Origin of the sequence: Kitasatospora sp. NPDC127035, from assembly GCF_042726075.1 — a bacterium.
Taxonomy (GTDB): Bacteria; Actinomycetota; Actinomycetes; order Streptomycetales; family Streptomycetaceae; genus Kitasatospora.
The window spans coordinates 218,923-241,357 of record NZ_JBHXDN010000003.1 but is presented as its reverse complement, the minus strand read 5'-3'; the positions used below and the strand labels follow the sequence as shown (position 1 = coordinate 241,357).

Genomic DNA, 22,435 nt, shown 5'->3' with positions numbered 1-22,435 from the left:
CTCCACCGGCGAGGTCATGGGCATCGACAAGGTCTTCGGCACCGCCTACGCCAAATCCCAGACCGGCGCCTACGGCGCCCTCCCCACCAAGGGGAAGGTCTTCATCTCGGTCGCCAACCGGGACAAGCGCAACCTGGTCTTCCCGGCCCGGGCGCTGGCCAGCCTGGGCTTCGAGATCCTCGCCACCGCCGGCACCGCCGAGGTGCTCCAGCGCGGCGGCATCCCCGCCACCGTGGTGCGCAAGCACAGCGAGGGCGAGGGCCCGAACGGCGAGCGGACCGTCGTCCAGCTGATCCACGACGGCGAGATCGACCTCATCATCAACACGCCGTACGGCACCGGCGGCCGCCTCGACGGCTACGAGATCCGCACCGCCGCCGTCGCCCGCTCGGTGCCCTGCCTGACCACCGTGCAGGCCATGGGCGCCGCCGTCCAGGGCATCGACCGGCTGCTGCGCGACGAGGTCGGCGTCATGTCGCTCCAGGAGCACGCCGAGCTGATCAACGCCGGCCGCGCCAAGTAGCACCACCGCAGTGGGGGGCACCAGTACCGCCGGGTGCCCCCCACTTCCATGCCCTGGGAGGACTTTGTGTACAAGCTGCTGTTCGACCTCGTCTTCAAGAAGATGGACCCGGAGAAGGCCCACCACCTCGCCTTCTTCTGGGTCCGGCTCGCCTCCTCGGTGCCCGGCCTGCGCGGCCTGGTCCGGCTGGTGCTGGCCCCCCGCGACCGCGCGCTGCACACCGGCGCCCTCGGCCTCGACCTGCCCGGCCCGTTCGGCCTCGCGGCCGGCTTCGACAAGAACGGCGTCGGCATCGACGGCCTGTCGATGCTCGGCTTCGACTACGTCGAGATCGGGACCGTCACCGGTGAGGCCCAGCCCGGCAACCCGGCCCCGCGGCTCTTCCGGCTGGTCGAGGACCGCGCCCTGATCAACCGGATGGGCTTCAACAACCAGGGCTCGGCCCGGGTCGCCGCCCGGCTGGCCGCCCGCCCGCACACCACCTCGACCCCGGTCGTCGGCGTCAACATCGGCAAGACCAAGGTCGTCGAGGAGGCCGACGCGATCGCCGACTACGTCAAGTCGACCGAGCGGCTCGCCCGGTACGCCGACTACCTGGTGGTCAACGTCAGCTCGCCGAACACCCCCGGGCTGCGCAACCTCCAGGCCGTCTCGCACCTCGGCCCGCTGCTCGGCGCCGTCCGCGAGGCCGCCGACCGGACCACCCCGCACCGCGTGCCGCTGCTGGTCAAGATCGCCCCCGACCTGGCCGACGAGGACGTCGACGCCGTCGCCGACCTCGCCCTGGAGCTGGGCCTCGACGGCATCATCGCCACCAACACCACGATCGGCCGCGAGGGCCTGCGCACCCCCGCGGACCGGGTCGAGGAGATCGGCATGGGCGGCCTCTCCGGCGCCCCGCTCAAGGGCCGCGCGCTGGAGGTCCTCCAGCGGCTGCGCGCCCGCACCGAGGGCCGGCTCGTCCTGGTCTCCGTCGGCGGCATCGAGACCGCCGAGGACGCCTGGCAGCGGATCATCCACGGAGCCGACCTGGTCCAGGGCTACAGCGCCTTCATCTACGAGGGCCCGTTCTGGTGCCGCCGCATCCACAAGGGCCTCTCCGCCCGCGTCCGGGCCGGCGGCTTCCGCAACCTGGCCGCCGCCGTCGGCAGCGCGGTCGACGCGCCCAAGGCCGCCTGAACCCCCCTCACCTCCCCGGAAGGACGTCATGACCCTCGCCCCCTTCGGCGCCCGGCTGCGCCACGCCCTCGACACCCGCGGCCAGCTCTGCGTCGGCATCGACCCGCACGCCTCCCTGCTCGCCGCCTGGGGCCTGGAGGACTCCGTCGCGGGCCTGGAGACCTTCAGCCGCACCGTGGTCGAGGCCCTGGCCGGCCGGGTGGCCGTGCTCAAGCCGCAGGCCGCCTTCTTCGAGCGCTTCGGCTCCCGGGGCGTCGCCGTCCTGGAGAAGTCCGTCGAGGAGGCCCGGTCGGCCGGCGCGCTGGTCCTGATGGACGCCAAGCGCGGGGACATCGGCTCCACCATGGCCGCCTACGCCGAGGCGTTCCTCGCGCCCGGCAGCCCGCTCTTCTCCGACGCCGTCACCGTCAGCCCCTACCTGGGCTTCGGCTCGCTGCGCCCGGCGCTGGACCTGGCCACGGCCCACGGCGCGGGCGTCTTCGCGCTGGCGCTCACCTCCAACCCGGAGGGCGCCGAGGTGCAGCGCGCGGTCGGCTCCGACGGCCTGCCGGTGGCCGCCTCCGTGCTGCGGCAGCTGGCCGCCGAGAACGCCGGCGCCGAGCCGCTCGGCTCGTTCGGCGCGGTGGTCGGTGCGACCCTGGCCGACGCCGGGGTGGACCTGGCGATCAACGGCCCGCTGCTCGCCCCCGGGATCGGCGCCCAGGGCGCGACCATGGCGGACCTGCCGCGGGTCTTCGGCGACTCGGTGCGCAACGTGGTGCCGAGCGTGAGCCGCGACGTGCTGAAGCAGGGCCCCTCGGTCGAGGCGCTGCGGGCGGCGGCCGACCGTTTCGTGCAGGAGTACGCGGACGCGGTCAAGTAGCGCCCGAGGCGGCGGGATTCGCCGCCGCGCGCGCCCGTCGGGGCCGGTGTCGCTCCGAAACCGCCCCGGCACGGTCCGCAGGCGGGCGGGCAAGTGGCGCGACGGGGCGGCGCGCCATCTCAGGAGTTGACGTGAGCGCCGTCACATCGGTGGCGCCAAAGGTCCGCAATCGCGGTCATTTTGCCCGGGAAAGTCCTGGTCGGCCTTGGCTGACCAGGACTTTTCGTGTTCTTTTCCTGACGCGGCGCCGCAATCCGGGTAGTGTCCGGCGATAGGTCATCGAAGAGCCGCGAAACTCGTTGCTCTCGCAGGTCAGGGGCGGCGAGTTCGCCCTGTGGACCGGTGTCCTGGGAACCAAACCAGTCATAGTTCAATCCCTTCCATCCACACCTGAGGTGAACGGCGTGGCTCTTCCGCCCCTTACCCCTGAACAGCGCACCGCCGCGCTCGCCAAGGCCGCCGAGGCTCGCCGGGAGCGCGCCGAGGTGAAGAACCGGCTCAAGCACTCCGGCGCCTCGCTGCACGAGGTGATCAAGGCCGGCAAGGCTGACAACGACGTGATCGGCAAGATGAAGGTCTCCGCCCTGCTGGAGTCCCTTCCGGGCGTCGGCAAGGTTCGGGCCAAGCAGATCATGGAGCGGCTCGGTATCAGCGAGAGCCGGCGTGTCCGTGGTCTCGGAACCAACCAGATCGCCTCCCTGGAGCGGGAGTTCGGCGGCGGTGCCGCCTGACCGTGCCCCGTGGTCCCGGGATCGTCCGCGATCCGGGATAATCGGTGCATGAGTGAGCGTCCGCGGCTGACCGTGCTCTCCGGCCCCTCGGGGGTCGGCAAGAGCACGGTCGTCGCTCATATGAGGAAGCAGCACCCCGAGGTCTGGCTCTCGGTGTCGGCGACGACCCGCCACCCGAGGCCGGGCGAGCAGAACGGGGTCCAGTACCACTTCGTCGACAACGACGAGTTCGACAAGCTGATCGCCAACGGCGAGTTGCTGGAGTGGGCCGTGTTCGCGGGCAACCGCTACGGCACGCCGCGCTCCGCGGTCCTGGAGAAGCTGGAGCGCGGCGAGCCCGTGCTGCTGGAGATCGACCTGCAGGGCGCCCGCCAGGTGCGCGAGTCCATGCCCGAGGCGCAGCTCGTCTTCCTGGCCCCGCCGAGCTGGGACGAGCTGGTCCGCCGGCTCACCGGCCGCGGCACCGAGCCGCAGGACGTGATCGAGAAGCGCCTGGAGGCGGCGAAGGTCGAGCTGGCCGCCGAGCCGGAGTTCGACAGCACGCTCGTCAACACCTCCGTCGAGCAGGTGGCGACCGAACTGCTAGCCTTGCTCGGTGTAGGCTGAGCTTTTGTCTTTTCCACCCTTTCGGAAGGTTTTCGCGTGTCCTCTTCCATGACCGCGCCCGAGGGCATCATCAACCCGCCGATCGACGAGCTGCTTGAGGCCACCGACTCCAAGTACAGCCTGGTGATCTACGCGGCCAAGCGTGCCCGTCAGATCAACGCGTACTACTCCCAGCTCGGCGAGGGCCTGCTGGAGTACGTCGGCCCGCTGGTCGACACCCACGTGCACGAGAAGCCGCTGTCGATCGCGCTGCGCGAGATCAACGCAGGCATGCTGACCGCCGAGGCGATCGAGGCCGCCTGAGGCACCCGCCTTCGCCCGCAGGGCCCGTCGGAGTTCGCTCCGACGGGCCCTGCGGCGTTGCCGCGGGGGCCGTGGGGGTGCCACCGTGCGGGTGATCGCCGGCGGGCCGTAGGGTGAGCACGCACCGAGCGAGGAGAGATGGGGATCATGGGCGGCAGCACGGAGCAGGCGGGCGCACCGCGCGTCGTCCTCGGCGTCAGCGGCGGCATCGCCGCGTACAAGGCGTGCGAGCTGCTGCGCAGGTTCACCGAGTCCGGCCACCAGGTCACCGTGGTGCCCACCGAGGCGGCGCTGCACTTCGTCGGCGAGGCCACCTGGGCCGCGCTCTCCGGGCGCCCGGCCGCCACCGCGACCTGGGAACGCGTCCACGAGGTGCCGCACGTGCGGATCGGGCAGAGCGCCGACCTGGTCGTGGTCGCCCCCGCCACCGCCGACCTGATGGCCAGGGCCGCCCACGGGCTCGCCGACGACCTGCTCACCAACACCCTGCTCACCGCGCGCTGCCCGGTCGTCCTGGCACCCGCGATGCACACCGAGATGTGGGAGCACCCGGCCACCCGGGAGAACGTCGCCACGCTGCGCCGCCGGGGCGTGATCGTGCTGGAGCCCGCCAGCGGGCGGCTGACCGGCAAGGACACCGGCAAGGGGCGGCTCCCCGAGCCGTCCGCGATCTTCGACGCCTGCCGGGCGGTGCTGCGCTACGGCGGCGTCCGGACCGACCTCGCCGGGCGGCACGTGGTGGTCTCGGCCGGCGGCACCCGGGAGCCGCTCGACCCGGTCCGCTACCTGGGCAACCGCTCCTCCGGCAAGCAGGGGTACGCGCTCGCGGCGACCGCTGCGGCGCGTGGTGCCCGTGTGACCTTGATCTCGGCCAATGCCGAGCTGCCCGACCCGGCCGGGGTGGACGTGGTGCGGGTGGCCACCGCCCTGGAGCTCCGGGACGCCGTCCTGACGGCGTCCACCGAGGCGGACGCGGTGGTCATGGCCGCGGCGGTGGCGGACTTCCGCCCCGCGGTCTACGCCACCGGCAAGATCAAGAAGGTCGACGGGGTCGAGCAACCGCCCGTCGAGCTCGTCCGCAACCCGGACATCCTGGCCGAGCTCTCGGCCCACCGTCCCCGTTCGGGCCAACTGGTCGTGGGTTTCGCGGCGGAGACCGACGAGGTGCTCGCCAACGGCCGGGCGAAGCTCGCCCGCAAGGGCTGCGACCTGCTCGTCGTCAACGAGGTCGGGGACGGCAAGGCCTTCGGCCAGGACGTCAACGAGGCCGTCGTACTGGGCTCGGACGGCAGTGAGACGCCCGTTCCGGTGGGTCCGAAGGAGGCGCTCGCGGACGTCGTCTGGGGCCTGGTCGCCGAACGGCTGGATCCGCCCGTCGACTGATCTCGAAGGGTGGGAGGGCGGTCTCCAATTGCGGAATCGCGTGACGATTGTCGGAAGCCGACCGTTACACTCCAGGAATCAAGTCTTTCCGGAAGTTCCCGGGTCCGACCGGGGCTTTCAGTCAGCAGCCGCTGCAACCCCAGGGAGCGCTGTGTCTCGCCGCCTGTTCACCTCGGAATCCGTGACCGAGGGACACCCCGACAAGATCGCTGACCAGATCAGCGACACCATCCTTGACGCTCTCCTCCGTGAGGACCCGACCTCCCGGGTCGCCGTGGAGACGCTGATCACGACCGGCCAGGTGCACGTGGCCGGCGAGGTGACCACCAAGGCGTACGCGCCGATCGCCCAGCTCGTCCGGGACAAGATCCTGGAGATCGGCTACGACAGCTCCAAGAAGGGCTTCGACGGCGCCTCCTGCGGCGTGTCGGTGTCCATCGGTGCGCAGTCTCCCGACATCGCGCAGGGCGTCGACACCGCGTACGAGGCCCGGGTCGAGGGCGACGAGGACTCCCTGGACAAGCAGGGCGCCGGTGACCAGGGCCTGATGTTCGGCTACGCGTCCGACGAGACGCCCGAGCTCATGCCGCTGCCGATCACCCTGGCGCACCGCCTCTCCCGCCGTCTCACCGAGGTCCGCAAGAACGGGACGATCCCGTACCTGCGCCCCGACGGCAAGACCCAGGTCACCATCGAGTACGACGGCGACAAGGCCGTCCGCCTCGACACCGTGGTCGTCTCCACCCAGCACGCCAGCGACATCGACCTCGACTCGCTGCTCACCCCGGACGTCCGCGAGTTCGTCGTGGAGCCGGAGCTGAAGGCGCTGGCCGAGCAGGGCATCAAGCTGGTCACCGACGGCTACCGCCTGCTCGTCAACCCGACCGGCCGTTTCGAGATCGGCGGCCCGATGGGCGACGCCGGCCTGACCGGCCGCAAGATCATCATCGACACCTACGGCGGCATGGCCCGCCACGGCGGCGGCGCCTTCTCCGGCAAGGACCCGTCCAAGGTGGACCGCTCGGCCGCGTACGCGATGCGCTGGGTGGCGAAGAACATCGTCGCCGCCGGCCTCGCCCGCCGCGCCGAGGTTCAGGTCGCGTACGCGATCGGCAAGGCCGAGCCGGTCGGCCTGTTCGTGGAGACCTTCGGCACCGAGACCGTGCCGGTCCTCACCATCCAGAAGGCCGTCACCGAGGTGTTCGACCTGCGTCCGGCCGCGATCATCCGCGACCTGGACCTGCTGCGGCCGATCTACTCGCAGACCGCCGCCTACGGCCACTTCGGCCGTGAGCTGCCGGACTTCACCTGGGAGCGCACCGACCGCGTCGACCAGCTGAAGAAGGCCGTCCAGGCCTGATCCGGTCGTCCGACCGTTTGAGCTCCGGCCGCAGGTGGTGGCCGTCCGGTGTGCCGGACGGCCACCACCTGCGGTTTTCTGTCGGTGGGACCTGGTAGTACTTGGGGCGATGAGCAGCACGCAGGGGAGTGACGAGGGCGGGGCGCCGGAACAGCTGGCGTTCATCCGGGAGACGGTCCGCCGGGCCAAGCCGCGCACCTGGCACGGGGCCAAGCGGGCCGAGCACCTGCCGGTGGCCCGGGTGGTCGTCGACAAGGGCGTCCTCACCATCGACAAGTTCTTCGACTACGCGGTGCCCGCCGCGATGGCCGAGGAGGCGCAGCCCGGCGTCCGGGTCCGGGTGCGCTTCGGGGCGCGCGTGGTCAAGGGGCAGCGCGAGGGCGGGGAACTGCACGACGGGTTCGTCGTCGCCCGGCTGGAGAAGAGCGACTTCCCCGGACCGCTGGCCCCGCTCGCCCAGGTCCTCTCGCCCGAGCCGGTCCTCACCCCGCAGCTGCTCCGGCTCTGCCGCACCGTCGCGGACCGGTACGCCGGCACCCTCGCCGACGTCCTCCAGCTGGCCGTCCCGCCCCGGCACGCCAAGGCCGAGGCCGAGCCCTCGCCGCCGCCGGGCCCCCGCCCGCCCGTGCCGGAACCCGGCGGCTGGTCGCGCTACCCGGCCGGACCCGACTTCCTCACCGCGCTGGCCGCCGGCGGCGCGCCGCGCGCCGTCTGGACGGCGCTGCCCGGACCGGGCTGGCCGTACGAGGTCGCCCGCGCCGTCGCCGCCACCCTGGCCGGCGGGCGCGGCGCCCTGGTCGTCGTCCCGGACGGGAAGGCGGTCGCCCGGGTCGACCGGGCGCTGACCGAGCTGCTCGGCGAGGGCATGCACGCCACCCTGGCCGCCGACCTCGGCCCGCGCGAACGCTACCGGCGCTGGCTCATGGTCAGCCGGGGCTCGGTGCACGCCGCCGTCGGCACCCGGGCCGCCATGTTCGCGCCCGTCCGCGACCTCGGGCTGGTCGTCGTCTGGTCCGACGGCGACTCCAGCCACAGCGACCCGCGCGCCCCGCACCCGCACGTCCGCGAGGTGGCCCTGCTGCGCGCCGCCGAGGAGGGCGCCGCCGTGCTGCTCGGCGGGCACGTGGTCACCGTGGAGGGCGCGCAGCTGGTGCGGACCGGTTGGGCCCGGCCGCTGGCCGCCGACCGGGAGACCGTCCGGAAGGTCGCGCCGCGGGTGCGGACCGTCACCGACCAGGACCAGCACCGGGACGCCGCCGCGCAGGCCGCCCGGCTGCCCTCGATCGCCTGGGAGGCGGCCCGGGAAGGGCTGGCGGCCGGCGGGCCGGTGCTGATCCAGGTGCCCCGGCGCGGCTACGTGCCCCGGCTGTCCTGCGGCCGCTGCCGCACGCCGGCGCGTTGCCGGCGCTGCGAGGGCCCGCTGGAGGCGGCCGGCGCCGACGCCCCGCTGCACTGCGGGTGGTGCGGGGAGGAGGAACGGGACTGGCACTGCCCCGAGTGCGGATCGTTCCGGCTGCGGGCCTCGGTGGTGGGGGCGCGGCGGACGGCGGAGGAGCTGGGCAAGGCGTTCCCGCAGGTGCCCGTGCGGACCTCCGGGCGGGACGCGGTGCTGACCACGGTGCCGGACGAGCCCGCGCTGGTGATCTCCACCCCCGGCGCCGAACCGGTGGTCGAGAGCGGCAACGGCTACGCGGCGGCGCTGCTGCTGGACGGCTGGGCGTTGCTCAGCCGCCCGGACCTGCGGGCGGGGGAGGAGACGCTGCGGCTCTGGCTGGCCGCCGCGGCGCTGGTGCGGCCGTCGACCGAGGGCGGCACGGTGGTCGTCGTCGCCGAGCCGACCACGCGGCCGGTGCAGGCCCTGGTGCGCTGGGACCCGATGGGGCACGCGGGGCTGGAGCTGGACGAGCGGGCGCAGCTGCACTTCCCGCCGGTGGCGCGGATGGCCTCGGTGGCGGGCAGCCCGGCGGCCGTGGCCGACCTGCTGCGGCTGATCCGGCTGCCGGAGGGGGCGGACGTGCTCGGGCCGGTGCCGGTTCCGGCGTTGCGGGGGGAGGAGCAGGAGCGTGCGCTGCTGCGGGTCCCGCCAGGGCAGGGCGCGGCGCTGGCGGCGGCGCTGAAGGCGGCGCAGATCGCGCGGATCGCGCTGCGCACGCCGGAGGCGGTGAAGGTGCGGATCGATCCGACGGACATCGGGTGAGGGGCGGGACGGGCTGAGCCGCCCCCCAGCCCGGTGGCCGGTGGGTTGGTCAGCCGCGGAGGGGGACGCCGGGGCGGTCCAGGGGGGAACGGTCGATCGGCGTGCGGTCGATCGGGGTTCGGTCGAGGGCGGTGCGGTCGAGGGTGGAGCGGTCCAGGGTGGAGCGGTCGAGGGCGGTGCGGTCGAGGGTGGAGCGGTCGATCGGGGGGCGGTCCAGGCTGCCGCGCTCCATCGCGGCCCGGTCCAGGCTGCTGCGGTCGAGCCCGCCCTGGCGGGCGGCCGGGACGGTGGCGGCGAGGCCGGTCGGGGCGGGTGCGGGGGCCGGGTTGTGGCCCGGAGCGTGCGCGGCGGGCAGGTCCTCGGAGCGGTCCGGGCGGCTCGGGTTCGGCACGGTGCCGCCCGCGGCCAGCAGTTCGCCGGCCGGTCGGCGCATCCCGTAGCGCCGGTGCACCGCCTGCTTGGTGACCCCGAGAGCGGAGCCCACCGAGTCCCAGGAGAAGCCCAGCGCGCGGTCGAACTCGACCGCCGCCGCCACCAGCGTCTCCACGCTCTCCCTGAGTTCCTGCGCCAGGCGCACCGTCGGCGCGGGGGCGCGCCCGTAGACGACGAACCCCGCCGAGGTGCTCGGCCGGCGGGGCCGGTAGACGTTGCCCAACTGGGCGGTGAGCGTCCGCAGCGCGTCGACCTGCCGCCTCACCCGCTCGATGTCCCGCACCAGCAGGTGCAGGCTCGCCCGCGCCCGGGCGTCGTGGTTGATCTGCTCGGCCATGGCCTACGTGCCACCTTCCGTACGGTTCGGCTCGACCGGAGCGCCCTTCCCGCGCGCTCCGGCGTTGGTCAATCCCACTTGACCAACGCCGGACCGCCCACCGGGGTCACGCGGCAAGGTGGGTCGGGATATGCCAGAAACCGGCACGGACGGATTGCATAGACTGATCGGCGGCCGATCCCGACGGCCGAAGCCAGCCGCCCGCACCCGACCAGCACCCCGACGGACAGGAGCCCGCATCCGTGGCGATCCAGCCGATCCGCATCTTCGGAGACCCCGTCCTACGGGCCACCGCGCAGCCCGTCACCACCTTCGACAAGGAACTCCGGAACCTCGTCAAGGACCTCACCGACACCATGCTCGACGCCCCGGGTGCCGGTCTGGCCGCGCCTCAACTCGGCATCTCCCTGCGGGTGTTCACCTACCACGTGGACGGCGTCACCGGTCACCTGATCAACCCGGACCTGTCGCTGAGCGACGAGGAGCAGGAGGGCCCCGAGGGCTGCCTCTCGCTGCCCGGCCTGCGCTACGACACCCGGCGCTCGTACGGAGTCGTCGCCAAGGGCTTCGACATGCACGGCGAACCGGTCACCGTCGAGGGCACCCAGTTGCTCGCCCGCTGCATCCAGCACGAGACCGACCACCTCGACGGCATCATCTTCATCGACCGCCTGGACACCGAGCAGCGGAAGGCCGCGCTCAAGGCGATCCGGGACTCCGACTGGGGCAGCGGCCCCGCGCCGGTGGTCAAGGTCTCCCCGCACAGCACCTTCGGCTCGGCGCGCTGACCGTCCCGGCCCGCGCCGCTCCGCCCGTTCCCTCCCCGACCCGGTACCACCCCGACCCGGCACCGCCCGGGCCCGGTACCACCCCGACCAGTACAGCCGGGCTCCGTACAGCCCGGACCCGGTACAGCAGAAAGGCACTTGATGCGCCTCGTGTTCGCCGGCACCCCCGAGGTCGCCGTTCCCGCCCTGGACGCCCTGCTCGCCTCCGACCGGCACGAGGTCGTCGCGGTGGTCACCCGCCCCGACGCCGTCTCCGGACGTGGCCGCAAGCTGGTCGCCAGCCCCGTCGCCCAGCGCGCGGAGGAGGCCGGGATCGAGGTCCTCAAGCCGGCGAAGCCGAGCGACCCCGACTTCGTCGCCCGCCTCACCGAGCTCGCCCCCGACTGCTGCCCGGTCGTCGCCTACGGCGCGCTGCTGCGCCCGGGCACCCTGGAGATCCCCGTACACGGCTGGGTCAACCTGCACTTCTCGCTGCTCCCCGCCTGGCGCGGCGCCGCCCCCGTCCAGCACGCGGTGATGGCCGGCGACGAGGTCACCGGCGCGTCCACCTTCCTGATCGAGCAGGGCCTGGACTCCGGGCCGGTCTACGGCGTGCTCACCGAGGAGGTCCGCCCCACCGACACCAGCGGCGACCTGCTCGGCCGCCTCGCGCACTCCGGGGCCCGCCTGCTCGTCGCCACCATGGACGGCATCGAGGACGGCGCCCTGCACGCCCGCCCGCAGCCCGGTGAGGGCGTCACGCTCGCGCCGAAGATCAGTGTCGAGGACGCCCGGATCGACTGGACCACCCCCGCCCTGCGGATCGACCGCGTGGTGCGCGGCTGCGCCCCCGCCCCCGGCGCCTGGACGCTCTTCCGCGGCGAGCGGCTCAAGGTCACCGGCCCGGTCGGGCTGCTGCCGGGCTCCGCGGAGCTGGCCCCCGGTGAGCTGGCCGTCGGCAAGAACTCCGTCCGGGTCGGCACCGGGAGCCACGACGTCGAGCTGGGCGAGGTGCGACCGCAGGGGAAGAAGGCGATGCGGGCCGCGGACTGGGCGCGCGGCGCGCGGATCGAGTCCGGCGAGCGGCTCGGCGAGGAGCCGATCGGGGAGCCGGGCGCGTAGTCCGGCGGTCGGTCCGGAGAGGCCCCGGCCCGGGTCGGTCCCGCCGGTGAGCCCGCGGTCCGGGTTTCGCGTTACTGTTCCAGAGATCCCGGGATCCGGAGATCCCGAGATAACCCCCGCAGCACTTTGAGGCACATCCCATGAGCACGCCCAGCAGCACCCCCGGCACCCGCGGCGCCAAGCAGGCGCCCCGTCCGCACCGCCGGCCGAAGAAGGACCCGGCGCGGATCGTCGCCTTCCGCGCCCTGCGCGCCGTCGACGAGCGTGACGCCTACGCCAACCTGATCCTGCCCTCGCTGCTCCGCGAGGCCGAGCAGAAGGGCATGGACCGGCGCGACGCGGCGCTCGCCACCGAGCTGGTCTACGGCACCCTCCGCCTCCAGGGCACCTACGACGCGGTCATCGCCGCCTGCATCGACCGGCCGCTGAGCAAGGTCGACCCGCCGGTCCTCGACGTGCTCTCGCTCGGCGCCCACCAGCTGCTCACCACCCGCATCCCCAGCCACGCGGCCGTCTCGGCCACCGTCGAGCTGGCCCGGGTGGTGCTCGGCGACGGCAAGGCCAAGTTCGTCAACGCCGTGCTGCGCCGGATCAGCGCCCACGACCTCGACGAGTGGATCGGCCTGGTCGCCCCGCCGTACGAGAAGGACGCCGAGGACCACCTCGCCGTCGTCCACTCGCACCCGCGCTGGGTGGTCGCCGCGCTCTGGGACTCGCTCGGCCGCTGGCAGCCCGACGCCTCCGGGCGCGCCGCGGTGGAGGAACTGCTGCGCGCCGACAACGAGCGCCCCGAGGTCACCCTGATCGCCCGGCCCGGCCGGGCGACCGTCGGTGAGCTGGCCGAGGCGCTGCCCGAGGCCGAGCCGGGCCGCTGGTCCCCGTTCGCGCTCCGGCTCGCCGAGGGCGGCGACCCGGGTGCGCTGGCGGCGGTCCAGGAGAACCGGGCCGGTGTCCAGGACGAGGGCAGCCAACTGGTCGCCCTCGCCCTCGCCGCCGCCCCGCTCGACGGCCCCGACCGGCTCTGGCTGGACGGCTGCGCGGGCCCCGGCGGCAAGGCCGCGCTGCTCGCCGCGCTCGCCGCCGAACGCGGCGCCGCGCTGGTGGCCAGCGAGAAGCAGCCGCACCGGGCCCGGCTGGTCGCCCGCACGCTCGCCGGCAACCCCGGCCCGTACACCGTCATCGCCGCCGACGGCACCCGGCCGGCCTGGAAGTCCGGCGGCTTCGACCGGGTGCTCGTCGACGTGCCCTGCTCCGGCCTGGGCGCGCTGCGCCGCCGGCCCGAGGCCCGCTGGCGGCGCCGCCCGCAGGACGTCGCCGCCTTCGGCCCGCTCCAGCGCGACCTGCTCACCTCGGCGATCGACGCGGTGCGGGTGGGCGGTGTGGTCGGCTACGCCACCTGCTCGCCGCACCTCGCCGAGACCCGGGCCGTCGTGGACGACGTACTGCGGGCCGAGGGCGGCAGGGTCGAGTGGATCGACGCACGACCGCTGCTGCCGGGCGTCCCGGCCCTGGGGGAGGGGCCGGACGTCCAGCTCTGGCCGCACCTGCACGGGACGGACGCGATGTACCTGGCGCTGCTGCGCCGTACGGCGTAGCGGGGCGCGGCAGGACGGACGACGGGCCGGGGCCCGGCGGACGGCCCCGGCCCGCCCGCCGCGCCCGGTCGGGCCGTCCACCGGGCCCCGGCGGGCGGTGCGGGTACGGCCTCAGCGGCCGCTGAGCGCCGGCGAGTGGGGTGTCTCCCTGGGCGTCGTGGCGCGGGCCGCAACCGTGGCCGAGCCCGCCGCGTGGGGCCTCGTGGCGGCCGGGACTGTGGTGGAACCGTTCGGGGCGGTGCTCGGCCCGGCCTGGGAGGTCACCACGCCGCGGACCAGCTCGCGCAGCCAACGATGGCCCGCGTCCTGGTCGTTGCGCGGATGCCAGGCCATGCTCAGTACCACCTCGGGCAGCTCCACCGGCAGCGGGAACGTGGTCAGCCCCAGCGCGGTGGCCGCCGCGCCGCCGAGCCGGGCCGGTGCCAGGCCGACCAGCTCGGTCTCGCGGAGCAGGAACAGTGCCGCGGTGAAGCTCGGCACGATGGTCACCACCCGCCGGGAGAGTCCGACGTCGGCCAGCCGTTGATCGACCGGGCCGGGCCCGCGGCCGTGCCGGGAGACCGCGAGGTGGTCGGCGTTCGCGAACTCACGGGCGGTGGGCGGCGGGCCGACCGTCAGCGGGTGCCCGGTGCGGGCGACGCCGACCAGACCGGTGGTGGTGAGGGGCTCGGTCCGGGTCTCGGGGTCCAGGTGGTCGATCACGCCGACCTCCAGGTCCACCACGCCGTCGCGCATCGCCGTCGTCCCCTCCAGGTGTTCCCCGAGGAAGCGCAGCGTCACGGCCGGCGCCTGCGCGCGGACCGTCTCGACCAGCGTGGAGCCTATCGCCGTCAGCAGGACGTCCCCGGTCTGGAGGGTGAAGCGGCGGTTCAGCTGGGCGGGTTCGGTGGCGGTGTGGGGGACCAGCAGCGCCTGGCCCCGGCTGACCAGCGCCCGGACCTCCGCCCGTAGTTCCACCGCGCGCGGGGTCGGGACCAGGCCGCGGCCGGCCCGGACGAGGATCGGGTCGCCGAGGACGCGGCGCAGCCGCCCCAGGGTGCGGCTCATCGCCGGAGCCGAGGTGTGCAGCCGCTCGGCTGCGCCGGTGACGCTGCCCTCGTCGAGCAGGGCGTCCAGGGCGACGAGCAGGTTGAGGTCGAGATCGGGCATGGGCTTCTCCGCGAGTGTTCGGTCGACTGGGTGGGGGTGGTGGGGGAGGTGGATGACCAGAACTGGAAAGTATGGTGACCAGGCTTTCACTGGAGTGCATGCAGATTCGGCATCTACCGTCGATCGTGACAACTCCCCTTCGGAGTAAAGGATCTGACGCGATGAATGACAATGACATGTTGGCGGTAGCCTGCCAAGGCGGCCGTGTGCTGGTCTTTCTCTCTGCGGACGGCTCTCGGCGGCTCGGTGAGGTGCCGCTGCCGCCCGAGCCGCACGAGATATTGTTCGACGCCGACCGGAGGCTGCTGTACTGCACGGTCACCTACCGCTCGGGCTTCTACGAGCACCACGGCGAGCAGGCTACCGAGTTGGTCCTGATCGATCCGGATCACTGGGTAGTGGTCGAGACCATTGACCTGGCGCCGGAGTGCGCCCCGCACGGGCTGGCGCTCGATGCGGCGCGCGCGCTGTTGTACGTGAGCGTGGAGGCCGGGCCTGCCGGGGACGGGGCGGTGCTCACGGTCGACCTCGCCGCGCGCAAGGTGGTGGAGCGGACCGGGATCGGCGCGCCGGGGCCGCACTGGTTCGCGCTCACGCCGGACGGGACCAAGGGCTACACGACGAACAAGGAGGCCCCGTTCCTCACCGTCGTGGAGACGGCGTCCGGTCCCGGCGGCCGGGGCCGGACCGGGCGGACGGTGGCGGTGCCCGGCAGCGAGGGCATCGCCATGAGTGCCGACGGGCGGTACGCGGTGGTGGCCACGCCGAAGCTGGACCTGACGGGCGCCCTCGCCGCACCGCCCGCCCTGACGGTGGTCGACGTCCGGACCGACCGGGTGGTGCGCACGCTCCCGCTGGCGGCGCCGGCCGTCCCGGTGCACCGGACGGCGGGCGGCCTGGTGCTGGCCGGGGAGGTCCACCTCGCGGCCCCGGCGGCGGACGGCGGGCCGGTGCCGGCGGCCGGGCGGCTGCGGATCTTCGGTGCGGCCGGCGGGGGGCACGCGGCACCCGAGGAACTGGTGGAACTGGGGGAGGTGACGGTCGGACAGGTGCCGCTGACCGTCCACTCGTCGCCGGACGGCAGGTTCGGGTACGTCGCCGCCATCGCCTCGGACACGGTGACCGTGGTGGACCTGACCGAGCGCCGGGTGGTCCGCGAGGTGGACCTGGGCCGGGGCGCCGGGCCCCACGGGCTGGCGTACGTGCCGGCGCCCCGGTAGCGACGCCGGCACCGCCCCGGGCGTGGCCGATCACGGTGGTGCCCCGCCCGGCGAGCAGGTTCCGCGGTTCGCGGGGTGCGGGCGGGGCGGGGACCTCGTGGTCCCGGGCGTGGCCGCAGGGCGGGGAGGGGGCGCGGGCGCCGGGGGGCGTGGGGTGGGGTGGGGCGACTCGCCGCCGGAGCGGGACGGTTCCCGGCCCGTGGCGGGCCGTCTCGTGCCGGGACGGAAAGGAGCGCGCAGGGTTCTCAGGGCGCGCGAGATGTCTGACGCGCGGGGCGTGCGGCCCGTCCTGGGCGCCCCGTTTCGCCGGTCCCGGGGCGACGGACGGGACCGGTCCTTCCCGGTGGACCGCTGAGGATCCGGGACCTGACGGCCGCTATCGTGCGGGGATGACCACCGGTGCCGGGCTGTTGCCGCTGCTCTTCCTCGACGTCGACGGACCGCTGATCCCGTTCGGGGGCCCGGCCGGGCGGTATCCGGTGTTCCCGCAGAGCGAGGATCCGTCGAATCCGCTGCTGGGGCGGCTCGATCCGGCGCACGGGCGCCGGTTGGCGGCGCTGCCGTGCGAGCCGGTGTGGGCGACGACGTGGGGGCCCGACGCCAATGCGCACCTCGCGCCCCTGCTCGGGCTGCCGGAGCTGCGCGAACTGCCGCAACGGGCGGAGGACGGCGAGGCCGCGGCCGACGCGTGGGCGGGGCTGAGCCCGAAGACGCGCGGGATCGTGGCGTTCGCGGCCGGCCGGGACTTCGTCTGGGTGGACGACGAGATCGGCGGCCCCGACCGGACCTGGGTGGCGCGACACCACCAGGGGCGGGCGCTGCTGTGGTGGGTCGATCCGGCGGTCGGGCTCACGGACGGCGACTACGCGGCGGTCGGGTCCTGGTTGCACGAACGGGCGGGCGGGTAGCGCGAGGACGAGGGCCCGTGGCTTGCCGGACGGGCCGGGGGAGGACTCCCGGAGGGGGCGTGCGGTGGGACGGACGGCGGGTCGGACCGTGGCGGGCTGGGGGGCGGCATGCGCCGTCCTCGGCGCGGCGGTGATGCTGTGGAACCTGGCGGTGGGGTGGCCGTGGGTGACCTGGCCCGCCGTGCTGCTCGGCGCGGGGCTGGTGGCCGCCTCGGCCGGACTGCTCCTCGCTCCCGGTGCGGACCGGTGGTTCGACGCGCTGGTGGTCGGCGGGCTGGCGGCGCTGGTCCTGGTGGCGGTGGGGACCACGGCCGGCACGGCCGGGAACGTCCTGCGGTGGGGGCGGACGACCGAGCGGGTGACGGTCGTGCTCGGGGACTGCCGGGTGACGGACCGGCAGTGGGACGAGGTCGGGGGGTGGTCGGAGCGGGTCGAGTGCCGGCACACCTGGTCGGTCGGCGACCGGGTGTTCGACGAGCGGCGTGCGGCGGACCGCCGGTACCCGGACGGGCACGAGCTGCGGCGGTGGGCCACACCGGGGCGGGCGGAGCTGGACGAGCACGCGTGGACGTCGGTCGCCGTGCCGGGGGCGTTCGCGGTGGTGACGGACGGGCTGGTGCTGTTCCTGGCGTGGGTGGTGGCGTGGAGCCGGGTCCGGGGGCCCGGGAAGCGTGCGGCGGGCGCGGCCGGCCCGGACGGCGCTGCCGACGACGGTGCCCCCGACGGCGGTGCCGGGAGTGTTGAGGGGGCCGAGGACGACGGGGATCCGCGTGTCGGGGACGGGGAGCGTTCGGCGGCGGGTGCGGCGGGCACCTGACGGTCGGCCCCGCGCGGCGGGGGCGCCCTCCTGCTCGGCACGAGCGATCGCGCACCCGTGACCCCGCGCGGCGGAGAACGCGCGGGCGGGGCCGACGGCGTCCGGCGGGCGCACCTGCGGGCCGATCAGCAGGCCGGTGCGGCCCGGTCAGCCCGTGGCGGACCGGGCGGCGCGACGCCGGCGCTTGCCGAGCGGGGCCTGCGAGAGGTCCTCGGACTGGGAGCGGAGGTTCTTGTGACCGTAGCCGCGGTCGTCGAGCCAGGTCCGGGCGGACCGCTCGGCACGGTCGGCCGCTTCGAGGATGTCCTCCTCGGCCTCGCCGGTGTCCTGGAACCGGAAGGTGAAGACGGCGCGCGCGTCGAGGTCGTAGCTGAGGTGCCCCTCGGGGGTGAACGACGCGTGGAGCACGTCGTGCTCGGCGGCTCGGGACCGGAGTTCGGCGAGCTGCTCGGGGGTGAGGCCGTCGAAGACGCCGCGGACGGTGATGCGGAAGGTGCGGGTGGTCATCCGTCGAGCCTAGTGAGGGGCTCGGAGCGGGTGCCACGGGTTTTCGGCGGACGCGGTCCGGCCCCCGCCACGGGGGTGGGCGGGGGCCGGACGTTCGGGGGTGGAGGCGCTCAGACCTCCTCGGGGCCGCCGGCGGTGGTGCGGACGCAGCTGTAGGGGAGCGGGGGGATGCCGTTGAACCCCTGGGTGGTGTAGGCGGTCGAGTAGGCGCCGCAGGAGAGGATCCAGACCGGGTCGCCGGAGGCGGCGTCCCGGGGCACCGGCATGCCGGGGCCCTCGTCGGCGTAGGCGTCGTCGCTGTCGCAGGTGGGGCCGGCGACCACGGCGGGGACGGTCTCCGCGCCGGCCCGGCCGGGGAACTCCAGCCGGTACCGGAGCTCGTCCATCTCGTACAGGCCGTTGAACTTGCCGCAGCTCAGGTAGAGCCAGTGCACCCTCTCGCCGTCGAGCTGTTGACGTTCCGTCAGGCGTGCCACGTGGGCGCGGATGGCGCCGTGGTCGGCGACCAGGTGGCGGCCGGGCTCGATCAGGAAGTCCAGCGGCGCGGCGGACGCGTCGCGCAGGCGCTGGATGCCCTCCCGGATCACCGCGAACATCTTGTCCACCGGCGGGTCGAGCGGGCGGCCCTTCCGGTCCAGGACTCCGAGGGCGGGCAGGCCGCCGCCGAGGTTGACGTGGTCCAGCAGGATTCCGCGCCGGCCGGCCTCCTCGACCACGGCGGTCAGGGCTTCCAGGGCGTTCTGCCAGGCCTCCGAGGTGAGCTGCTGGGAGCCGACGTGCACGGAGAGCCCGGCCGGGGTCAGTCCGGCGGCGCGGGCCGCCTCCAGGACCAGGACGGCGTCCTCGGGCGAGCAGCCGAACTTGCGGCTGAGGCCCCAGAGCGCGCCCTCGCCGGTGGTGGCGAGCCGGCAGAAGATCCGGGCGCCGGGGGCGTGCACGGCGATCGCGGCGACGTCCGCCAGGCTGTCGGTCGCGAAGTCCCGGACGCCGAGCCCGTACGCCTCGGCGATCTGGCGGTCCGACTTGATGGTGTTGCCGTAGTGGATCCGGTCGACCGGGACGCCGGTGCGCAGGGCCTGGGCGATCTCCTGGGGTCCGGCCGCGTCGAAGCCGGAGCCCCGTGCGGCCAGGGCCGCCAGCACCTCGTCCACCGGACAGGCCTTCATGGCGAACCGGACAGCGACATCCGGCAGTTCGCGCAGCAGGGCGTCGTACTGGGCCTCGATGCCGTCCAGGTCGAGGACGAGTCGGTCGTCCTCACCGGTGGCCAGGGCGGCGCGCAGCCGGTCGTACTCAGGCATCGTCGGTACTCCAACCGGGGCCGGCGGGGGCCGTGTCGGGCCCGTCCGGCGAAGAGCTGCGGGCGTGCGTCTCCGGGGCGGGCGTCGTCGACAGCTGCCGGACGGCGCGGACGCCTGCGGCGGAGGTGGTGGTGCGGGCGAGGGGGGCCTCGCCGTCGTCGCTGAAGCAGGGGTGCTCGGAAGCGGCTCGATACAGGTACCCGTCGGGCTTCGGTATCACGTCACTCCAAGGTTCGGGTCGGGGCATCGGGCTGATGGCCGTGCAGGCGGGCGGCGCCCGGGCATGCCGGAGCGCCGGTTCGCGCGCATGGTGAGGCAGGGCCGGACGCGGCCCTGAGGAGAAGTCGGACGTGCGGTGGTGCCGACTGACGGGCGTCAGACGGCGGGAGGGTCAGGTGGTGGGCTGTCGGATGTCGGCGCAGGAGGGCGGGATGCGGGAGGCTCCGGCGGCGCGCCGTCGCGCGGCCGGGCGTACCGGGGCGCCGGTCGGCGGTCGGCATCGCCAGGCGTGCGGGCGGATGCCGTGGCCGGAATTCCTGGCCTCCTTCTCGGTCGATTCCCCCGCGTGGGGGCTGACACCCTCGCTGGAACAGGTGGCGTCATTCGTCAACTCGCGTGTTCGCCAAGGTGTCTCGGGAGGTGTTCCGGCCTCGTTAAACCTGCGTTCCCTCTACCGTGGACTAGACCAACTTGCGGTGTCAACCCTTGCTCGGGAGAGCTCTGGGGGTGGCTTCGTGAAGGTGGCGAACCGGGCATGACCTGCGCCGGAGCCTCCGGACCCGTCCTCGTTCGAACGGGTTGTGGAGGTGTCCGGCCGAACGGGCAGTGGAGGGTGCCTGTTCGCGCAGGGGGGCGTCCGAAAGGGCACCAACCACACCCCGCTCGGCGGGCATTGACGATGCGTCCGGCCTTTGCGAGGGCCCGGTCGGCCGTGCGGCCCGGGACGGCCGATGCCCCCGGGGCGTCGGAGCACCGGGGGCGTCGGGCGGGGCGGGCGGGCTGGAGGGGGCGGGCCGGGGCGGTCGGAATCCGGCCGGGAGGCCCCGGCCCGGGGAGGTGGTGCGGCGCCGGCGATGGGGCTACGGGTGGACCTGAAGGACGAGCTTGCCCCGGAGGTGTCCCTGCTCGGCGCGCCGGTGCGCGTCCGCCGCCTCCGGGAGCGGGTGGACGCCGTCGACGTGGACACGGATCCGGCCGTCGTCCAGCAGTGCGGCGAGCTCGCCGAGGTCGCCCCCGTCGGACCGCACCTGCTGCATCCGGTCGGGCAGTGAGATGCCGAGTCCGGTGGCCCGTTCGCGGTGGTAGTCGCCCAGGTAGACGGGCAGGATCAGGCCGCCGCGCCGGACGGCCGGGAGCAGGCGGTGGGCGTCCGGCCCGCCGACCGTGTCGACCAGGAGGTCCGCCGCGTCCCGGGCGGCCTCGGCCGCGGGCGTCCGCGTGTAGTCGACGAACTCGTCCACGCCGAGCCCGCGGAGGAACTCCTCGTGCCGCCCGGAGGCGACGCCGATCACCCGCTCCGCGCCGGCGAGGCGGGCGAGTTGGACGGCGAAGTGTCCGACCCCGCCCGCCGCGCCGTTGACCAGGGCGGTGCCGCCCGACAGGGGGCGCAGCTCCCGGATCAGGAACTGGTAGGCGGTGAGCCCGGCCATCGGTACGGCGGCGGCCTCGACGTGGTCGAGCGCCGCCGGCTTGGCGGCCAGGTGGTCGGCGGGTGTCGTGACGTACTCGGCGTACCCGGAGCCCTGCCCCGGGAAGCGGATCATCCCGAAGACCTCGTCCCCGGGCTGCCAGGCGGTGACGCCGTCGCCGAGCGCGGCCACCACGCCGGAGACGTCGCTGCCGAGGACGAGCGGCGGCGTCCACGGGGGCCGGAGCCCGGCCGGGATGCGGGCGAAGCCGGTGCGCGCGTACAGGTCGGGCGGGTTGATTCCGGCGGCGTGCACCCGGACCAGCACCTCACCCGGCCCGGGCACCGGCCGGGGGACCTCCTCGTACACCAGTACCTCGGGGCCTCCGAAGGCGTGCAGGCGGACGGCCCGCATGGTCGCGGCGTGGTTTCCCATGGCTGTCTCTTCCTCTCCCCGTGCGCCCCCGGGCCTCTCCCCGGCCGCGGGGGCGACCGCCCGGTAGAATCCGGAGCGGTGCTCCGGTAAGAAAACCGGAGCAGTGCTCCACTTGTCAACGGTGAGGATTCCCATGCCCGTCGAGCCCGCCCCGCCCTCCGCCGGGCGCGCCCCGCGCGCCGACGCGCGGCGCAACCGCGACCGCGTGCTGGAGGTGGCGGCGGAGGTGGTCGCGGAACAGGGGGCCCAGGCGTCCCTGCGCGACGTCGCCCGCCGCGCCGGCGTCGGCCTCGGCACGCTCTACCGCCACTTCCCGACCCGGGACGCCCTGTTGGAGGCCCTGCTGCGGCGGCGTTTCGAACTCCTCGCCGACCGGGCGGACGCGCTGGCCGTCGCGGAGCCGCCGGAGCGGGCGCTGGGGGTCTGGCTGCACGAGTTCACCCTCGGTGCGGGCGCCTACCAGGGGCTCTCGGCCGCCCTGCTGGCCACTCTCGGCGATCCCGAGTCGCCCCTGCACGCCGCGTGCCTGACGATGCGCCAGGCGTGCGGTCGGCTGCTGTCGGCGGCGCAGCGGGACGGCCTGGTCCGCACGGACGTCGACGCCGTCGACCTGTTCGCCCTGGCCAACGCCCTCGCGTGGATCGCCGACCAGGCCCCGAGTCTCGCGGAGCGGCGCGATCGCCTCTTCGGTCTGGTGCTGGACGGCCTGGCGCCCCGGGGCGGAGATGCCGCGTCCGAGGGGCGCTGAACATCGGGAGCGAACCGGTGGCGCCGATTCCGGGGCGCCGAGGTGCGCGGCGCTGATTCCGGGGCGGCGTGTGAGGACCCGGCCGAGGGCGGTCGCCGGTGCCGGCGACCGTCGCGGACCTGCCTGACCCGTGCCGCGCCATCGGCCGGTGGCCGGTCGCGAAGGGCACCGGACGCCGGTACGGAAGGGCGGGCCGGTGGACGCCCGGTGCACGGGCGGGCAGCGCGGCGGTGGCCCGCCGGGTACTCCGGTGGCGGGGGGGGGGGCCGGGTTCGGGGGGGGGACCTCCCCCCGCCCGCCCCCCCCCGGGGGGGGGGGAGAAAAA

The 22,435-nt window shown here is 74.6% G+C and carries 21 protein-coding genes and 1 pseudogene; 16 read left to right on the top strand and 6 right to left on the bottom strand.

The window, feature by feature from the left end; all coding sequences use genetic code 11:
- The 9 genes and pseudogenes from carB to ACFWIC_RS03000 all read left to right on the top strand — a co-directional run.
- Positions 1-523: pseudogene (carB, locus tag ACFWIC_RS03040) on the top strand (carbamoyl phosphate synthase large subunit); the annotation flags it as partial.
- Between the two features lie 66 nt (positions 524-589).
- Positions 590-1,702, top strand: coding sequence for a quinone-dependent dihydroorotate dehydrogenase (locus ACFWIC_RS03035; RefSeq protein ID WP_329878688.1), 1,113 nt, complete (start codon positions 590-592; stop codon positions 1,700-1,702).
- A 28-nt stretch (positions 1,703-1,730) separates the two neighbouring features.
- Entirely contained in the window at positions 1,731-2,564 is an 834-nt protein-coding gene (pyrF, locus tag ACFWIC_RS03030; protein WP_329947946.1) for an orotidine-5'-phosphate decarboxylase, read from the top strand.
- Positions 2,565-2,968: 404 nt separating this feature from the next.
- A complete protein-coding gene (gene mihF / locus ACFWIC_RS03025; protein WP_030056187.1) occupies positions 2,969-3,295 on the top strand; it encodes an integration host factor, actinobacterial type in 327 nt (108 codons plus the stop codon).
- A gap of 48 nt (positions 3,296-3,343) precedes the next feature.
- Complete coding sequence (gene gmk / locus ACFWIC_RS03020) at positions 3,344-3,901, top strand: guanylate kinase (protein ID WP_327675652.1); 558 nt, start codon at positions 3,344-3,346, stop codon at positions 3,899-3,901.
- Positions 3,902-3,937: 36 nt separating this feature from the next.
- Positions 3,938-4,204 (top strand): DNA-directed RNA polymerase subunit omega, encoded by a 267-nt coding sequence (gene rpoZ, locus ACFWIC_RS03015; RefSeq protein WP_030240625.1) that lies wholly within the window; start codon positions 3,938-3,940, stop codon positions 4,202-4,204.
- A 147-nt stretch (positions 4,205-4,351) separates the two neighbouring features.
- Positions 4,352-5,587, top strand: a complete 1,236-nt coding sequence (gene coaBC / locus ACFWIC_RS03010) for a bifunctional phosphopantothenoylcysteine decarboxylase/phosphopantothenate--cysteine ligase CoaBC (protein WP_329947947.1) — start codon at positions 4,352-4,354, stop codon at positions 5,585-5,587.
- 151 nt (positions 5,588-5,738) lie between these two features.
- The gene (gene metK / locus ACFWIC_RS03005; protein ID WP_329947948.1) at positions 5,739-6,947 is read left to right on the top strand and encodes a methionine adenosyltransferase; all 1,209 of its coding nucleotides are present in this window, start codon (positions 5,739-5,741) and stop codon (positions 6,945-6,947) included.
- Between the two features lie 109 nt (positions 6,948-7,056).
- A complete protein-coding gene (locus tag ACFWIC_RS03000; RefSeq protein WP_380515304.1) occupies positions 7,057-9,144 on the top strand; it encodes a primosomal protein N' in 2,088 nt (695 codons plus the stop codon).
- 49 nt (positions 9,145-9,193) lie between these two features.
- Here the strand turns inward: ACFWIC_RS03000 and ACFWIC_RS02995 are convergent, their stop codons facing one another.
- A complete protein-coding gene (locus ACFWIC_RS02995) occupies positions 9,194-9,913 on the bottom strand; it encodes a hypothetical protein (protein ID WP_380515301.1) in 720 nt (239 codons plus the stop codon).
- Between the two features lie 242 nt (positions 9,914-10,155).
- On the opposite strand from ACFWIC_RS02995, the gene def reads away from it, so the two are divergent.
- The 3 genes from def to ACFWIC_RS02980 all read left to right on the top strand — a co-directional run bounded on the left by def (position 10,156) and on the right by ACFWIC_RS02980 (position 13,397).
- Complete coding sequence (gene def / locus ACFWIC_RS02990) at positions 10,156-10,701, top strand: peptide deformylase (RefSeq protein WP_329877314.1); 546 nt, start codon at positions 10,156-10,158, stop codon at positions 10,699-10,701.
- 141 nt (positions 10,702-10,842) lie between these two features.
- Positions 10,843-11,802 carry a methionyl-tRNA formyltransferase gene (fmt, locus tag ACFWIC_RS02985; protein ID WP_329947950.1) on the top strand — a complete coding sequence of 320 codons (960 nt, stop codon included), beginning with the start codon at positions 10,843-10,845 and terminating at the stop codon, positions 11,800-11,802.
- Positions 11,803-11,942: 140 nt separating this feature from the next.
- Positions 11,943-13,397 carry a transcription antitermination factor NusB gene (locus tag ACFWIC_RS02980; RefSeq protein WP_355407776.1) on the top strand — a complete coding sequence of 485 codons (1,455 nt, stop codon included), beginning with the start codon at positions 11,943-11,945 and terminating at the stop codon, positions 13,395-13,397.
- Positions 13,398-13,508: 111 nt separating this feature from the next.
- Here the strand turns inward: ACFWIC_RS02980 and ACFWIC_RS02975 are convergent, their stop codons facing one another.
- The gene (locus tag ACFWIC_RS02975; RefSeq protein ID WP_329877320.1) at positions 13,509-14,546 is read right to left on the bottom strand and encodes a LysR family transcriptional regulator; all 1,038 of its coding nucleotides are present in this window, start codon (positions 14,544-14,546) and stop codon (positions 13,509-13,511) included.
- A gap of 206 nt (positions 14,547-14,752) precedes the next feature.
- Here ACFWIC_RS02975 and ACFWIC_RS02970 point away from each other — a divergent pair, with 206 nt between their 5' ends.
- From ACFWIC_RS02970 to ACFWIC_RS02960, 3 genes are all read left to right on the top strand, one after another.
- Entirely contained in the window at positions 14,753-15,766 is a 1,014-nt protein-coding gene (locus ACFWIC_RS02970) for a YncE family protein (protein WP_380515296.1), read from the top strand.
- A gap of 389 nt (positions 15,767-16,155) precedes the next feature.
- Positions 16,156-16,674, top strand: a complete 519-nt coding sequence (locus tag ACFWIC_RS02965; protein WP_380362618.1) for a hypothetical protein — start codon at positions 16,156-16,158, stop codon at positions 16,672-16,674.
- Between the two features lie 166 nt (positions 16,675-16,840).
- Entirely contained in the window at positions 16,841-17,491 is a 651-nt protein-coding gene (locus tag ACFWIC_RS02960) for a hypothetical protein (RefSeq protein ID WP_380362616.1), read from the top strand.
- A gap of 147 nt (positions 17,492-17,638) precedes the next feature.
- Here ACFWIC_RS02960 and ACFWIC_RS02955 read toward each other — a convergent pair whose 3' ends face one another.
- The 4 genes from ACFWIC_RS02955 to ACFWIC_RS02940 all read right to left on the bottom strand — a co-directional run bounded on the left by ACFWIC_RS02955 (position 17,639) and on the right by ACFWIC_RS02940 (position 21,362).
- Positions 17,639-17,998, bottom strand: a complete 360-nt coding sequence (locus ACFWIC_RS02955) for a DUF6204 family protein (RefSeq protein WP_380362614.1) — start codon at positions 17,996-17,998, stop codon at positions 17,639-17,641.
- Positions 17,999-18,108: 110 nt separating this feature from the next.
- A complete protein-coding gene (locus tag ACFWIC_RS02950; RefSeq protein WP_380515292.1) occupies positions 18,109-19,299 on the bottom strand; it encodes a type III PLP-dependent enzyme in 1,191 nt (396 codons plus the stop codon).
- Positions 19,292-19,519 carry a hypothetical protein gene (locus ACFWIC_RS02945; protein ID WP_329947957.1) on the bottom strand — a complete coding sequence of 76 codons (228 nt, stop codon included), beginning with the start codon at positions 19,517-19,519 and terminating at the stop codon, positions 19,292-19,294. Before ACFWIC_RS02945 ends, ACFWIC_RS02950 begins: the two co-directional genes overlap by 8 nt.
- Positions 19,520-20,378: 859 nt before the next feature.
- Positions 20,379-21,362, bottom strand: a complete 984-nt coding sequence (locus tag ACFWIC_RS02940; protein ID WP_380515289.1) for an NADP-dependent oxidoreductase — start codon at positions 21,360-21,362, stop codon at positions 20,379-20,381.
- A 133-nt stretch (positions 21,363-21,495) separates the two neighbouring features.
- Between ACFWIC_RS02940 and ACFWIC_RS02935 the strand changes: the two genes are divergently transcribed.
- The gene (locus ACFWIC_RS02935) at positions 21,496-22,110 is read left to right on the top strand and encodes a TetR/AcrR family transcriptional regulator (RefSeq protein ID WP_380515286.1); all 615 of its coding nucleotides are present in this window, start codon (positions 21,496-21,498) and stop codon (positions 22,108-22,110) included.
- The last annotated feature ends 325 nt before the right edge of the window (positions 22,111-22,435 follow it).

Excerpts from the sequence above, each read along its gene's own strand:
- ACFWIC_RS02980 (WP_355407776.1), top strand. The coding sequence starts at position 11,943 with ATGAGCACGCCCAGCAGCACCCCCGGCACCCGCGGCGCCAAGCAGGCG.
- ACFWIC_RS02950 (WP_380515292.1), bottom strand. The coding sequence starts at position 19,299 with ATGCCTGAGTACGACCGGCTGCGCGCCGCCCTGGCCACCGGTGAGGAC.
- ACFWIC_RS02965 (WP_380362618.1), top strand. The coding sequence starts at position 16,156 with ATGACCACCGGTGCCGGGCTGTTGCCGCTGCTCTTCCTCGACGTCGAC.
- ACFWIC_RS02955 (WP_380362614.1), bottom strand. The coding sequence starts at position 17,998 with ATGACCACCCGCACCTTCCGCATCACCGTCCGCGGCGTCTTCGACGGC.
- gmk (WP_327675652.1), top strand. The coding sequence starts at position 3,344 with ATGAGTGAGCGTCCGCGGCTGACCGTGCTCTCCGGCCCCTCGGGGGTC.
- coaBC (WP_329947947.1), top strand. The coding sequence starts at position 4,352 with ATGGGCGGCAGCACGGAGCAGGCGGGCGCACCGCGCGTCGTCCTCGGC.
- ACFWIC_RS02940 (WP_380515289.1), bottom strand. The coding sequence starts at position 21,362 with ATGGGAAACCACGCCGCGACCATGCGGGCCGTCCGCCTGCACGCCTTC.
- fmt (WP_329947950.1), top strand. The coding sequence starts at position 10,843 with ATGCGCCTCGTGTTCGCCGGCACCCCCGAGGTCGCCGTTCCCGCCCTG.
- ACFWIC_RS02975 (WP_329877320.1), bottom strand. The coding sequence starts at position 14,546 with ATGCCCGATCTCGACCTCAACCTGCTCGTCGCCCTGGACGCCCTGCTC.
- ACFWIC_RS02935 (WP_380515286.1), top strand. The coding sequence starts at position 21,496 with ATGCCCGTCGAGCCCGCCCCGCCCTCCGCCGGGCGCGCCCCGCGCGCC.
- ACFWIC_RS03000 (WP_380515304.1), top strand. The coding sequence starts at position 7,057 with ATGAGCAGCACGCAGGGGAGTGACGAGGGCGGGGCGCCGGAACAGCTG.
- ACFWIC_RS02995 (WP_380515301.1), bottom strand. The coding sequence starts at position 9,913 with ATGGCCGAGCAGATCAACCACGACGCCCGGGCGCGGGCGAGCCTGCAC.
- pyrF (WP_329947946.1), top strand. The coding sequence starts at position 1,731 with ATGACCCTCGCCCCCTTCGGCGCCCGGCTGCGCCACGCCCTCGACACC.